The sequence below is a fragment of the Sulfitobacter sp. PS-8MA genome (assembly GCF_040933935.1).
In the GTDB taxonomy this organism is placed as follows: domain Bacteria; phylum Pseudomonadota; class Alphaproteobacteria; order Rhodobacterales; family Rhodobacteraceae; genus Sulfitobacter.
Window position 1 is genome coordinate 63,703 of record NZ_JBFQYJ010000007.1, and the last position, 13,344, is coordinate 77,046.

13 protein-coding genes are annotated in these 13,344 nt (G+C 61.7%); 4 read left to right on the forward strand and 9 right to left on the reverse strand.

The window, feature by feature from the left end:
• The first annotated feature begins 9 nt into the window (after positions 1 to 9).
• On the forward strand, positions 10 to 1,050 hold the full coding sequence (gene hemE / locus AB4M76_RS13690; RefSeq protein ID WP_368442500.1) for a uroporphyrinogen decarboxylase: 1,041 nt from the start codon (positions 10 to 12) through the stop codon (positions 1,048 to 1,050).
• 239 nt (positions 1,051 to 1,289) lie between these two features.
• Here hemE and hemF read toward each other — a convergent pair whose 3' ends face one another.
• Both hemF and idi read right to left on the reverse strand, forming a co-directional pair.
• Positions 1,290 to 2,171: an oxygen-dependent coproporphyrinogen oxidase gene (gene hemF, locus AB4M76_RS13695; RefSeq protein WP_368442502.1), complete on the reverse strand. Its 882-nt coding sequence runs from the start codon at positions 2,169 to 2,171 to the stop codon at positions 1,290 to 1,292.
• A 19-nt stretch (positions 2,172 to 2,190) separates the two neighbouring features.
• On the reverse strand, positions 2,191 to 2,721 hold the full coding sequence (gene idi / locus AB4M76_RS13700) for an isopentenyl-diphosphate Delta-isomerase (RefSeq protein ID WP_368442504.1): 531 nt from the start codon (positions 2,719 to 2,721) through the stop codon (positions 2,191 to 2,193).
• A 193-nt stretch (positions 2,722 to 2,914) separates the two neighbouring features.
• On the opposite strand from idi, the gene AB4M76_RS13705 reads away from it, so the two are divergent.
• The gene (locus AB4M76_RS13705; protein ID WP_368442505.1) at positions 2,915 to 3,394 is read left to right on the forward strand and encodes a cytochrome c family protein; all 480 of its coding nucleotides are present in this window, start codon (positions 2,915 to 2,917) and stop codon (positions 3,392 to 3,394) included.
• A gap of 62 nt (positions 3,395 to 3,456) precedes the next feature.
• Here AB4M76_RS13705 and AB4M76_RS13710 read toward each other — a convergent pair whose 3' ends face one another.
• From AB4M76_RS13710 to AB4M76_RS13740, 7 genes are read right to left on the reverse strand one after another with little or no spacing between them, the layout of a single operon-like run.
• Entirely contained in the window at positions 3,457 to 4,602 is a 1,146-nt protein-coding gene (locus tag AB4M76_RS13710) for an iron-containing alcohol dehydrogenase (RefSeq protein ID WP_368442506.1), read from the reverse strand.
• A 3-nt stretch (positions 4,603 to 4,605) separates the two neighbouring features.
• A complete protein-coding gene (locus AB4M76_RS13715; protein ID WP_368442507.1) occupies positions 4,606 to 5,979 on the reverse strand; it encodes an aldehyde dehydrogenase family protein in 1,374 nt (457 codons plus the stop codon).
• Positions 5,980 to 5,981: 2 nt separating this feature from the next.
• Positions 5,982 to 7,346 carry a glutamine synthetase family protein gene (locus AB4M76_RS13720; RefSeq protein WP_368442508.1) on the reverse strand — a complete coding sequence of 455 codons (1,365 nt, stop codon included), beginning with the start codon at positions 7,344 to 7,346 and terminating at the stop codon, positions 5,982 to 5,984.
• A gap of 59 nt (positions 7,347 to 7,405) precedes the next feature.
• On the reverse strand, positions 7,406 to 8,443 hold the full coding sequence (locus AB4M76_RS13725; protein WP_368442509.1) for a TRAP transporter substrate-binding protein: 1,038 nt from the start codon (positions 8,441 to 8,443) through the stop codon (positions 7,406 to 7,408).
• 50 nt (positions 8,444 to 8,493) lie between these two features.
• The gene (locus AB4M76_RS13730; protein ID WP_368442510.1) at positions 8,494 to 9,819 is read right to left on the reverse strand and encodes a TRAP transporter large permease subunit; all 1,326 of its coding nucleotides are present in this window, start codon (positions 9,817 to 9,819) and stop codon (positions 8,494 to 8,496) included.
• Entirely contained in the window at positions 9,819 to 10,385 is a 567-nt protein-coding gene (locus AB4M76_RS13735) for a TRAP transporter small permease subunit (RefSeq protein WP_368442511.1), read from the reverse strand. The genes AB4M76_RS13730 and AB4M76_RS13735 overlap by 1 nt, the downstream gene beginning before the upstream one ends.
• Positions 10,382 to 11,176, reverse strand: a complete 795-nt coding sequence (locus AB4M76_RS13740) for an N-formylglutamate amidohydrolase (protein WP_368442512.1) — start codon at positions 11,174 to 11,176, stop codon at positions 10,382 to 10,384. Before AB4M76_RS13740 ends, AB4M76_RS13735 begins: the two co-directional genes overlap by 4 nt.
• Positions 11,177 to 11,280: 104 nt before the next feature.
• Between AB4M76_RS13740 and AB4M76_RS13745 the strand changes: the two genes are divergently transcribed.
• Together AB4M76_RS13745 and nadA are read left to right on the forward strand one after the other, a co-directional pair.
• Entirely contained in the window at positions 11,281 to 12,153 is an 873-nt protein-coding gene (locus tag AB4M76_RS13745; protein WP_368442513.1) for a MurR/RpiR family transcriptional regulator, read from the forward strand.
• 133 nt (positions 12,154 to 12,286) lie between these two features.
• The gene (gene nadA, locus AB4M76_RS13750; protein ID WP_368442514.1) at positions 12,287 to 13,339 is read left to right on the forward strand and encodes a quinolinate synthase NadA; all 1,053 of its coding nucleotides are present in this window, start codon (positions 12,287 to 12,289) and stop codon (positions 13,337 to 13,339) included.
• Positions 13,340 to 13,344: the final 5 nt, after the last annotated feature.

Genomic DNA, 13,344 nt, shown 5'->3' on the forward strand with positions numbered 1-13,344 from the left:
AGCGCCCGAATGACCAAGAACAAGACCATCCTGCGCGCCCTCGCGGGCGAAACCCTGCCGACCCCGCCAATCTGGATGATGCGCCAGGCCGGGCGCTACCTGCCGGAGTATCGCGCCACGCGGGCCAAGGCGGGCGATTTCCTGTCGCTGTGCTACAATTCCGAACTGGCGGCCGAGGTCACCTTGCAGCCCATTCGGCGCTTTGGCTTTGACGGGTCGATCCTCTTTGCCGACATCCTGCTGGTGCCGCAGGCGCTTGGGGCGGATCTGTGGTTCGTCACCGGCGAAGGCCCGCGGCTGTCGACGATCACGACCAAGGCCGAGATGAACGCACTGAAGCCCGCCGATGCGATCCACGCGCATCTTGCGCCGATCTATGAGACCGTGCGCATCCTCTCGCGCGAATTGCCGGAAGAGACCACCTTGATCGGTTTCGCAGGCGCGCCCTGGACGGTGGCAACCTATATGATCGCGGGCAAAGGCACGCCGGATCAGGGGCCGGCCCATGCCCTGAAGGACGAGAACCCAGAGGTGTTTGACGCGCTGATGGAACGGATCACGCTGGCGACGATTGAATATCTCGACATGCAGATCAAGGCGGGGGCCGAGGTGGTCAAGCTCTTTGACAGCTGGGCCGGATCGCTGCAAGGCACCGACTTTGACCGCTATTCAACCGAACCCCTGCGCCAGATCATCAGCGCGCTGAAGGCGCGGCATCCGCAGGTGCCGATCATCGCCTTCCCCCGGGGCGCGGGCGCGCGTTTTGCCAACCTGCACGCCGCCACCGGGGCTGATTGCATCGCCGTCGACGATGGGGTCAGCGCGGAATGGGTGGCCGAGAATGTGCAACCGCATGGCTGTGTGCAGGGCAACCTCAAATCCTCGCATATGGTAACGGGTGGCGAGGCGCTGGTGCAGGAGACGCGGGCGATTGTCGATGCGCTGTCGAAGGGGCCGCATATCTTCAATCTGGGTCACGGGATCACGCCAGACGCGGATCCGGAGAATGTGCAGTTGATGATCGATACGGTGCACGGGACGCGGGGCTGAACGTCAGCACCATGCAATGAGGGCCATCGCCTGCCCGCGGGTGGGCGATGCTACGTTTATTCATGCCACTTTATGGCTCAGCCATGATGTAAGTTTGCGAAGTATCACCCAGCCTCACCAAATCGCCTACCCGGTCGCACCCAAGGTGCGCCAATCATATCATGGCACGCCTCCGACGTGACGGGCGGGCAGGCGATGGCCCGGCGCCTGCGGCTTGATTCCGGGCCGGGGTAGTTACCTCAAACCCACTTCGCCATCGGCGGCAGGCTCATCAGCACCGCATCAGGATCATGCCCGGTCTCCAGCCCAAACTTCGTCCCCCGGTCATAGACAAGGTTATACTCGGCATAGATCCCCCGGTGGCGCAGTTGCACGTCCTTGTCGTCCATGTCCCAGTCCATCTCGCGCCGCCTATCGACCACCGGCACAAAGGCGGGGAGAAAAGCGCGCCCCACATCCTGCGTCAGCGCGAAATCCGCCTCCCAATCACCGCTGTTACGGTCATCGTAGAAGATGCCACCGACGCCCCGCGCGCGTTTGCGGTGGGGGATGTAGAAATATTCATCCGCCCAGGCCTTCAACTCGTCATAAAGCGTGGCGCCATGCGGATCGCAGGCCGCCTTCATCTCGGCATGGAAATGCGCGGTGTCCTCATCATACTCGATACAAGGGTTCAGATCCGCGCCGCCGCCGAACCACCACGCATGGGGGGTCCAGAACATGCGGGTGTTCATATGCACCGCGGGCACATGCGGGTTTTGCATATGCGCCACCAGACTGATGCCAGAGGCCCAGAAACGCGGGTCTTCGGCCATGCCGGGCAGCCCCTTGCGCGCGGCCATCGCGGCCTGCGCCCGTTCGCCCAAAGTGCCGTAAACGGTGGAGATATTCACCCCTACCTTTTCAAACACCCGCCCGCCGCGCATGACGGACATCTCGCCGCCGCCGGCGTCAGAGCCATCGGGCGCGGTCCGCGTGGTGTTGCTGACCACGAACTGCCCCGCCTCGGCCGCGCCCACATGGCGCGCTTCGATCGCGTGAAACGCCTGCACGATTTCATCGCGCAGCGTGCGAAACCACTCTGCGGCGCGGGTCTTTTCATCTTGCATGTCGTCGGTCATCTTTCGCCAGCCTTTCTGGTCATTCTGCCGTATCATCGCCAAGGATCAGCCCTTCATGCTCGGCCATATAGATCCGCAGCCACGGCGTGTAATGCTCTGGGTTCTCTGCAAGGTCGCGGTGCAGATCGGTCAACTTGATCCAACGCGTCGCCATTACCTCGTCGGGGTTTTCCGTGATCGCCAAGCTTTCGGTGGCGCGGGCCAGAAAGACCTCGACCACCTCATGCTCGATCAAGCCGCCGCCCACATCGGCGCGGTATTCGACCTGCCCACGGTGGTGAAGTGCAAGCCCGGTGATCCCCAGTTCCTCGCGCAAACGCCGCTCTGCGCAGAGCTCCGCTGGTTCGCCCCATTCAGGGTGGGTGCAACAGCTGTTCGCCCAGAGCCCCGGCGTGTGGTACTTGCCAAGCGCGCGCTGTTGCAGCAGCAGCCTGTCGCCCGCGATGACAAAGATCGACACCGCCATATGGCGCAGGCCCCGCTCATGCGCGGCGAGCTTTTCGACCGGCTGTAGGGTGCCATCAACCCAAGCGGGGACCATGATCTCCATCAGATGCGCTCCGCCGTGTTCATATCACCCTCGGGTCGTGAGAAAATACATGCGCGGTTATCGGGGGTATTCCCCATAGGCTCAACCGCTAACCGCCCGCCCGGCCCGCGATGCTACATTTTGGCGCAGCCTGCGCCCTTTACCCTTGCCATCAAAGCGCTAAATTTCCCCGGAAAGCTGGAGGAGTTTACATATGACTATGCGTATCGCGTCAATTTTTGCCCTTTGTCTCGGAGCCAGCCCGCTCTTGGCAGATAGCCACGCCACCGGCGATGCGGAGGCCGGGGAAAAGGTATTCCGTAAGTGTAAGAGCTGCCACATGATCACCGATGATGAGGGCAATGACATTCAAAAAGGCGGCCGCACCGGGCCGAACCTCTATGGGATTTATGACCGCGTTGCCGGCTCGGTTGAGGATTATCGCTATGGCGATTCCATCGTCGAAGCGGGCGAAGAAGGTCTGGCATGGGACGAAGCGCATTTCGTCGGCTATGTCGGTGACCCTAAAGGCTATCTGGCCGATTTCCTCGACACCAATCGCGCGAAATCCAAGATGACTTTCCGTCTGCGGGATGAGGAAGACGCCAAGGACGTCTGGGCCTATCTGGTCTCGGTCGGGCCTGAGATCACCGAAGAGGACATGGAAGACGCCGAAGCCGAAACGACCGAGTAATCCGTCGGTTCAGGCGCTGTGAATGAACGGGGGGCCGATGATCCGGCCCCCCGTTTTGCGTTTCAAAGACAGTCGCGCAGCAACTGCGTGACGTTCTCCTTGTTCAGTTCAATCGGGTTGCCGCCGCAGCTTGGGTCTTGCAATGCCGAGGCGACCAGCGCGTCGATATCGGGGTCGGTGACGCCAAGCTCGGTCAGCGAGGTCGGGATATTGAGCTCCGCGTTCAGCTTGCCGACGAAATCATAGAACCCGTCAAAACCGCCGACGATATCGAGATAGGCCGCCGCCTTGGCCAGACGGTCTTCGATCGCGGGGCGGTTCATGCGCAGCACCGGCTGCATGACCACCGCATTGGTGGTGCCGTGGTGCGTGTGATGCACCGCGCCGATCGGGTGGCTGATGGCATGGATCGCCCCCAGACCCTTTTGGAACGCGGTGGCGCCCATGGCGGCGGCGGACATCATATGGCCGCGCGCCTCAAGGTCACTGCCATCGGCATAGGCGCGGGGCAGATATTCCTTGACCAGACGCATGCCTTCCAGCGCCATGCCTTGGCTCATCGGGTGGTAATGCGGCGAGCAGAAAGCCTCCAGACAATGGGCGAAGGCGTCCATCCCGGTGCCTGCGGTGATCATCGGCGGCATGCCGACGGTCAGTTCCGGGTCGCAGATCACGACGGCGGGCAGCATTTTGGGGTGGAAGATGATCTTCTTCTCATGGGTCTGGGAATTGGTGATGACGCTGGCGCGGCCCACTTCCGACCCGGTGCCGGCGGTGGTGGGCACGGCCACGATTGGGGCGATGCCGTCTGCATCGGCGCGGGTCCACCAGTCGCCGATATCCTCGAAATCCCACAGGGGCCGGGTCTGGCCCGCCATGAAGGCGATGACCTTGCCCAGATCGAGACCGGAGCCGCCGCCAAAGGCGATCACCCCGTCATGGCCGCCCTCGCGGTAGATGCGGATGCCAGCCTCGGCGTTCATCTGGGTCGGGTTCGGGTCCACATCCGAGAACATCGCCCGGCCAAGGCCCGCGGCCTCCATCAGGTCCAGCGTGGATTGGGTGATCGGCAGATAGGCCAGCCCCTTGTCGGTAACCAACAGCGGCTTTTTGATACCCGCGGCGGCACAGGCTTCGCCGATCTCGGCAATGCGGCCGGCGCCGAAACGGATGGCAGTGGGGTAAGACCAATTGGCAGTCAGGGACATGTCTCAGGCTTTCTTGAGGTGGTAGGATTTGGGGCGTGTCAGCGCGTGATAGCCCAGTTCAGACAGGCCCGCGCCGCGCCCGGTCTGCTTGCAACCGGTCCAGCAAAGCGCCGGGTCGAGATAGTCGGCGCGGTTCATGAAAACAGTGCCGGTCTCCAACCGCTGGCCGATGGCCTCGGCGGCCTCGGCATCGGCGGTAAAGATCGCGGCGGTCAGACCGAATTGGCTGTCGTTCATCAACGCGATGGCTTCCTCATCATCCTTCACCGGCATGATGCCGACGACGGGGCCGAAGCTTTCGTCGCGCATGACGCGCATCTTATGGGTCACATCGGTCAGGACCTGCGGGGTGAGATAGGCGCCGCCATCGTCGGCGGGCATCTTTTCGATATGGGCCGTGGCGCCCTCGGCCACCGCCTCGTCGATCTGGGCGCGGACCTCATCGGCGAAGCGGACGTTGGCCATGGGGCCGAGCGTCGTGGCTTCTTCCAGCGGATTGCCGAGGGTGAGCTTGTTCACCCATGCGACGGCCTTTTCAACGAAAGCGTCATAGAGGCTTTCATGCACATAGATCCGTTCGATCCCGCAGCAGCATTGGCCCGCGTTGAACATCGCACCATCCATCACACCATCGACCGCCGCGTCGAGGTTGGCATCGGCGCGCACATAGGCGGGGTCTTTGCCGCCCAATTCGGTCGCCACACCGGTAAAGGTGCCCGCCGCCGCGCGTTCCATCGCCTGGCCGCCGCCAACCGAGCCGGTGAAATTGACGAAATCAAAGGCGTTATCCGCGATCAGCGCCGAGGTAGTGTCATGGCTCAGCACGACGTTCTGGAACACATCCTCCGGCACGCCCGCCGCGCGGTAGGCGTCGGCGAGATGTTCGCCCACCAGAATGGTCTGCGACGCATGTTTCAGGATCACCGCATTGCCCGCGATCAGCGCCGGCGCGATGGTGTTGTTGGCGGTCATATAGGGGTAGTTCCACGGCGCCACGACGAAAACCACGCCATGCGGCTCGCGCAGGATCTTGCGGCTGAAGGCGTCGCTGTCCTCGATCACCTTGGGCGCCAGCGCCTCATCGGCGATCTTGGCCATATGGCTGGTGCGCTCCTGCAGCCCGCCAAATTCACCGCCATAGCGCACCGGGCGGCCCATCTGATGGGCCAGCTCCTCGGTCATCCGGTCGGTGGAATTCTCGATCTCCTTGAGCGCGCCCATCACCAGATCGACACGTTCTTGCAAAGGCCGTGCCGCCCATGCCTTCTGCGCCTTGCACGCGCGGGCGACAGTGTCTTGCGCCGCCTCCATGCTCAAAGTTTCGCGCTCTGCATAGACCGATCCGTCGATCGGAGAGATACATTTTACCGTCGTCATACTCAGGCCCTTTCAAAGCCGCGGGCGATTTCCCAGTCGGTCACCACCCGGTCATATTCTTCCTGTTCCCATTCCGCCGCGCGGGTGTAATGGGTCACCACATCCTCGCCCAGAGCCTCGCGCAGGAAGGTCGAGCCGCGCAGGGTCTCGGTCGCGGCGCGCAGGGTCTGGGGAATGTCCTCGGCGTCGGACTTGTCATAGGCATCGCCCTGCGTCGGCGGTGCCAGCTCTATCTTCTCCTCGATCCCTTTGATCCCGGCGGCCAGCATGACCGCCTGCGCCAGATAGGGGTTCAGGTCCGATCCGCCAATACGGCATTCGACCCGCACGCCCTTGGTATTCGCGCCGCAGAGCCGGAACCCGGCGGTGCGGTTGTCGACGGACCAAACGGTCTTGGTGGGGGCAAAGGTGCCCTTGGCGAAACGTTTATAGCTGTTGATGTAGGGCGCGAGGAAATAGGTGTACTCCGGCGCATGGGCGATCAGACCGGCCATGTAGTGGCGCATCACCTGCGACATGCCCAGATCGTCGCTTTCGTCGTAGAAGGCCGCCTCGCCGTCCTGCCAAAGCGACTGGTGCACATGGCTTGAGGAGCCGACGCGGTCACGGTGCCACTTCGGCAGGAAGCTCGCCGCGTGGCCCTGCTGCCAGGCGATTTCCTTGACCGCATGTTTGGCAATCGTGTGGTAATCGGCGCAATCCAGCGCCTCTGAATAGCGGATGTTGAGCTCTTCCTGACCGGCCTCGGCCTCGCCCTTGGTATTCTCGATCGGCAGACCCGCGGCAAAGAGATGGTTGCGCAGCGGGCGCATCACGTTCTCTTCCTTGGTGGTCTGGAAGATGTTGTAATCCTCATTATAGCCGCTGATCGGCACCAGCTCGCGGTAGCCGCCCTTGCGGATCGCGTCGAAGCTCTGCTCGAAGAGGAAGAACTCCAACTCGGTCGCCATCATCGCGTCGAAGCCCAGCTCCTTCAGCCGGGCGATCTGTTTCTTCAGCATGGCGCGCGGCGAATGTGGCACCGGCTGGTGCGTGTCGTGATCGAGCACATCACAGAGCACCATCACCGTGCCTTCAAGCCAGGGCACCGGGCGGATCGTGTCGAGGTCGGGCTGCATGACATAATCGCCATAGCCCGTCTCCCAAGAGGTCGAGGCAAAGCCCTCGGGCGTGGACATCACAAGATCGGTGGCCAGCAGGTAATTGCAGCAATGGGTCTCTTTATAGGAGGTCTCGACGAAGTTCACGGCGTGGAAACGCTTGCCCATCAGGCGGCCCTGCATGTCCACAAGGCAAGCAAGGACGGTATCCACCGAGCCGTCTTTGACCATTTTCTTCAGCGCATCGAATGTCAGGGTGCCGGGCATGTTCTGTCCATTTCAAAAGATAGGGCGGGGGCGCAGGCGGCGCGCCCCCGGTTGTCGGTTCAGCCGTTGGTGTAGGGCGGACCGGCCTTGTTGATGACCTCGTTGTAGTCGCGGAAGATCTGCACGATCTTGGCGTGCACTTCGCCTTCCTCGGCGATCTCGGTCCAGAACTCCTTGGCCGCGTTCTCGACCTCGGCCCAGCCTTCAGGCGGCACGGTGCGCAGTTCCAGCTTGTCGCCCTGCGCCCGCAGCCGTGCCTCGCCGCCCCAGTACCACTGATTGCGGTAGGTGTGGCCCGCCTCGATCCCGGCCATGACCAGTTCCTTCAGATGATCGGGCAGGTCCGACCACTGCTGCTGGTTGACGAAGAAAGAGCCGATCCAGGCGCCAGAGATGTTGTTGGTCAGGAAGTAGTCGGTCACATCGGCCCAGCCGACGGTGTAGTCTTCGGTGATGCCCGACCACGCCATGCCGTCGAGCTCGCCGGTCTGCACCGCAACTTCGGCGTCCTCGTAGGGGATGTTCACCGGCACCACGCCGAATTTCGACAGGAAGCGGCCGGCGGTGGGGAAGGTATAGAGCTTCAGCCCGTCCAGATCGTCGACCGAGGTGATCTCCTTGGTGGTGTTGAAGTTGCAGGGGTCCTGACCCGCGGCCGAAAGCCATTGCACGCCGACCTTGGCATATTCATCGCGCCAGATATCCGCCAGACCATACTGATTGAACAGCACCGGCACGTCGAGGATGTGCTTGGTGGCAAAGGGGAAATAGCCGCCGAACTGTTGCAGCGGCGTGGGCGAGGCCATGCTATCGTCATCGGAATGCACCATGTCGATGGTGCCGCGCTGCATGGCTTGGAAGAGCTCGCCCGTGGGCACGATCTGGTCGGCGTAGAAGAGTTCGATCTCCATCTCGCCATTGGCGGCGGCATTGATGTAATCGACGGCAGGCTTGGTCACCTGCTCCCCCAAGGCAGCGCCGGCATAGGTCTGCATGCGCCATTTGATCGGCGCTTGGGCATGAACGATGGCGGGCGCGGCAAGGGCCGCGGGGGCGGCGACGGCGGCCCCGGATAGGAACTTTCTGCGTGTGGTCATCTCTCTCTCCTTTGTTGAAATGTCAGGCCGTCTTTGCGCGGCTCTCATTGTTATTTGTCGTAGATGTAATCGGGCAGCCATGTGGCGATCTCTGGGAACAGCATGACCAATATCAGCGCCAAGACCATCACCAAAACGAAAGGGGTGATCGAGGCATAGATATCGCGCAGCGTGATCTCTGGCGGGGCCATGGCGCGCATCAGGAAGAGGTTATAGCCGAAAGGCGGCGTCATATAGGCGATCTGCGTGGTGATCGTATAGAGAATACCGTACCAGATCAGATCAAAGCCGAGCGCACCGACCAGGGGCACATAGAGCGGCGCCACGATCACCAGCATCGCCGTGTCATCAAGAAAGGTGCCCATGATGATAAAACTGAGCTGCATCAGGATCAGGATCATCCAAGGGCTGAGGTTCATCTTTTCGGTGAAGAGGCTCTCAATCGCCTTCACCGCGCCCAGCCCGTCAAAGACCGCACCAAAGGCGAGGGCGGCGAGGATGATCCACATGAACATACAGGTGATCCCGAGCGTATTGCGCACCGAGTTCTCGAACACGGTGCGCGTCATCCGCCCCTTGAGCACCGCCGCGATAAAGGCCGCCGCCGCGCCGATGGCCGAGCTTTCAACCAGACTGGTCCAGCCGTTAACGAAAGGCACCATCATCACCGCAAAGATCACCAAGGGCAGGATGCCCGCGCGCAGCAGGCGCAGCTTTTCGGCGCGGGGAATGTCCCGGTCTTCGGCCGAAAGCACCGGGCCGAGGGTTGGGTTCTTCCAGCAGCGGATCGTGATATAGGCGATGAACATCGAGGCCATCATCAGCCCCGGAATGACCCCCGCGAGCCACAGCTGCCCCACCGGCTGCCGCGCAATCATCGCGTAAAGCACAAGCACCACTGAGGGCGGCACGAGGATGCCGAGGCTCGACCCCGCTTGGATCACCCCCGTCACCATCCGCTTGTCATAGCCGCGTTTCAGCAGTTCCGGCAGCGCGATGGTCGAACCGATGGCCATGCCCGCCACGCTGAGCCCGTTCATCGCCGAGATCAGCACCATCAACCCGATCGTCCCAATCGCCAGCCCGCCGCGCACGCCGCCCATCCAGACGTGGAACATCTTGTAAAGGTCATCGGCAATGCGGCTCTCGCTCAGCACATAGCCCATGAAGATAAACATCGGCAGGGTCAGCAGCGGATACCATTTCATCAGCTTCATCGCAGCGGCAAAGCCGATGTCATAGCCGCCCTTGTCGCCCCAAAGCAGCAGCGCCGAGACCACGGCAATAAAGCCGATGGCGCCAAACACCCGCTGGCCGGTCAGCAGCATCAGCATCATCGATGAGAACATCAATGTCGCAATCATTTCATAGGACATCAAATGGCCTCACCCTTGAGCCGCAGCACGTCTTTCGCGAGCTCGGACAGACATTGCAGCAGCATCAGAAAGATGCCCACGATCATCACAACCTTGATCGGCCAGAGATAAGGCCGCCAGGCGGAACTGGATTGCTCCATATGGCCCACTTCCTCAGCACCGGTGACCAGACCGCCGAAGAAGCTGAAGGGCTCGGTCCCCCAATAACCCAGCGAATAGGCGGTGGAGCTGACCGCGCCATAGAGCAGCACGCAGAGATAGAAGATCAGGAAGCAGACGGTGAAGAGATCAAACCACGCTTTGCGGCGCAGCGACCAATCGCCATAGAGCAGGTCCATCCGCACGTTCGAGCCAAGCTGGATCGAATAGGGACCGCCCAAGATGTAATAGCCCACCATGACAAACTGCGCCATTTCCAGCGTCCAGAGCGAGGGCACGAAGAAGGCTTTGCTGACGGTGGACCACAAAAGCACCCCCATCAGGACAAAGATGCCATACATCATGATCCGCCCGATCCGCCGGTTCATCGCGTCGATGCCCCGGATATAGCCCCGCATCATTCTCATCGCTTGGCATCCTTCATCGCGTCATTCATCTCGGGCCGTTCCAGCGCCGCGCGCAGCCACGTGCTGATCATCGCGCCCATCTGCTGCTGTTCAGCCTCGGTCGCGATCAGATCATTGCGGATTTCCAGCATGACATGCGGATGGCCATGCACCAAACCATGTTCTTTCAGCGTATGGGTCACCCCGTCCTGCGGACCGTAGGGCGCGTTGCGCAAAACCTTCAGGTCCGTGTGTTCTTCCGCGGTGGCGAGCATCGCATCGGCCAGGCGCGTGTCACTGTCATGAAGCACCCCAATCTCCACCGCACGCGGCCTGCCGTGGTAGATGGGCGTGAAACTATGCACGGTCACGATCACCGGCGCATCGACGCGTTTGATCGTCGCGGCAAGGGTGGCGCGGAAGGGCTCGTAATAGCGGGTGACCCGCGCGGCGCGGGCGCTATCGTCAAGTTCGGCATTGCCGGGGATCGCGAAAATCTCGCTCTGCGCCGGCATCGCACCTGGGGCATCCGGCGGGCGGTTGCAGTCATAGACAAGCCGCGAGACGCGCCCGGCCACCAGCACTGCATCCAGCTCATCCGACATCTGCCGCGCCACGCTCAGCGCCCCGGGGTCCCATGCCACATGGCTTTCCAAAGCCGCGGCATCGAGGCCAAGCCCTTCAAAATGCGACGGAATATCACGCGCGGCATGTTCACAGACCAAGACCACCGGCGCCTTGGCGCCTGCGTTGATCACCTCAACGGCCTCCTGCACTGTCTCGCTCTCCCCTGACACAGGATCCCCCCTCATTGCATTGAACCTCATGCGGAGAGCGGCCTCTGTCAATAAAATAATGTCAGATTTATTACACCGCGCATCAGTTTGTGCTATTACTCATCAAAAGAGGGGCGACGATGGCTGAACCGACACTGACGATCTCCGACCGTATCCAGCAAGAGCTGGACCGTCTTACACGGGCGGAACGGCAGCTGGCCCATTCGATCCTCGAAAATTACCCAGCCTCCGGCCTCGGCCCGCTGACCGCACTCGCCAAGGACGCCAATGTTTCCACCCCTACCGTGGCACGGATGGTGCAAAAGCTGGGGTTCAAGGGCTACCCCGAGTTCCAGAACGAGCTGCGCGAAGAGCTCAAGGCCAAGGCCAAGAACCCGATCGCCAAACATGACACCTGGACCGAAGGCGCCCCCTCGGGCCATGTGCTGAACCGCTTCACCGATGCGGTGATCGACAACATCCGCCACACGCTGGGCCAGATCGAGCCTGAGACTTTCGACCGCGCCTGCGCCCTGATCGCTGACACGGCGCATCCGCTCTATATCGTCGGCGGGCGGATCACCCATGTGATGGCGGAATATCTGTTTCTCCACGCCCAGATCATCCGCCCGCGGGTGACGCATATTCAATCCACCTCTAACGCCTGGCCGCATTACCTGCTGGACGTGGGCGAAGGCGACGTTTTCGTCATTTTCGATGTGCGGCGCTATGAGAACAACACGCTGAAACTGGCGGAAATGGCCCATGCGCGGGGGGCGAAGATCATCCTCTTTACCGACCAATGGCGCTCGCCCGTGCACAGCCTTGCCGATATCTGTTTCTCCAGCCGCATCGTTGCCCCCTCGGCCTGGGATTCTGCGGCGGCAACGCTGCTGCTGGTAGAAAGCGTGATCTCCTCCATGCAGGACATCAATTGGGCCGACACCAAGGACCGGGCAGAGCGGCTGGAAGATATGTTTGACCAGACACGGCTGTTCCGCAAATTCACCTGATCTTTCCGCTCAATCCCCCTATTCCAAAGGCTAGTGGCTTGCCCAAAACCCGCCAGTCGTCTATGGGCAGCACGCCGGGTGTGGTGTCCAGCGCGGTGCCGTGACACGCGCCAAGGCCGGAGGGGGACCGACCATGCGTGATGAAATCTTTTCACCCGGCGAGCTTGAGCGCCATTACGACCTCGCGCCATCGCCGGCGCTGGCGGCGGAAATGGCCGATCTCTATGCCAAGATGGACCGTGTCGTTTCGCCCCCCGATTGGGCCATTCATGCGCCTTACGTCGCCGCGATCAACAAGCTCAAGAAAGAGCGCAACGCGGTCATCCTCGCGCATAACTACATGACGCCTGACATCTATCACGGCATCGCCGATTTCGTGGGCGACAGTCTGCAACTGGCGGTGAAGGCGACCGAGGTCGAGGCCGATGTGATCGTGCAATGCGGTGTGCATTTCATGGCCGAGACCTCAAAGATATTGAACCCCGCCAAGACGGTGCTGATCCCCGATATGGAAGCGGGCTGTTCGCTGGCCGAAAGCATCACCGCCGAGGGCGTCGAACAGATGCGCGCAGAGTACCCCGGCGCGCCGGTGGTGACCTATGTTAATACCACGGCCGAGGTGAAGGCGGCATCGGATATCTGCTGCACCTCTTCGAACGCGGCGCAGATCGTGGCGGCGCTTGAGGCCGACACGATCATCATGACGCCGGACAAATACCTCGCCCAGAACATCGCCAAACAGGTGCCGCAAAAGCGCATCGTCTGGTGGGACGGCGCCTGCATCGTGCACGAACGCTACACCGCGAAAGACATCGCCGATTACCGCGAGTGGAACCCCGAGACCCGCATCATCGCCCATCCCGAATGCCCGCCCGATGTGGTGGCCGAGGCGGATTTCTCCGGCTCGACCAGCGGCATCCTCGACTATGTCCACCGTGAGAAACCGGCCAAGGCGATGCTGGTCACGGAATGCTCCATGGCGTCCAATATCGCCGATGAGCTGCCCGAAGTCGATTTCGTCGGCCCCTGCAACATGTGCCCCTATATGAAAAAGATCACGCTGGAAAAGATGCTCTGGTCGCTGCACACGATGTCCGGCGCGGTCGAGGTGGAGGCCGAGGTCGCCAGCAAGGCGCGGGTGGCCGTGCAACGGATGATCGATCTCTCCCGCAAACTCGGCCTCTGAAGGGC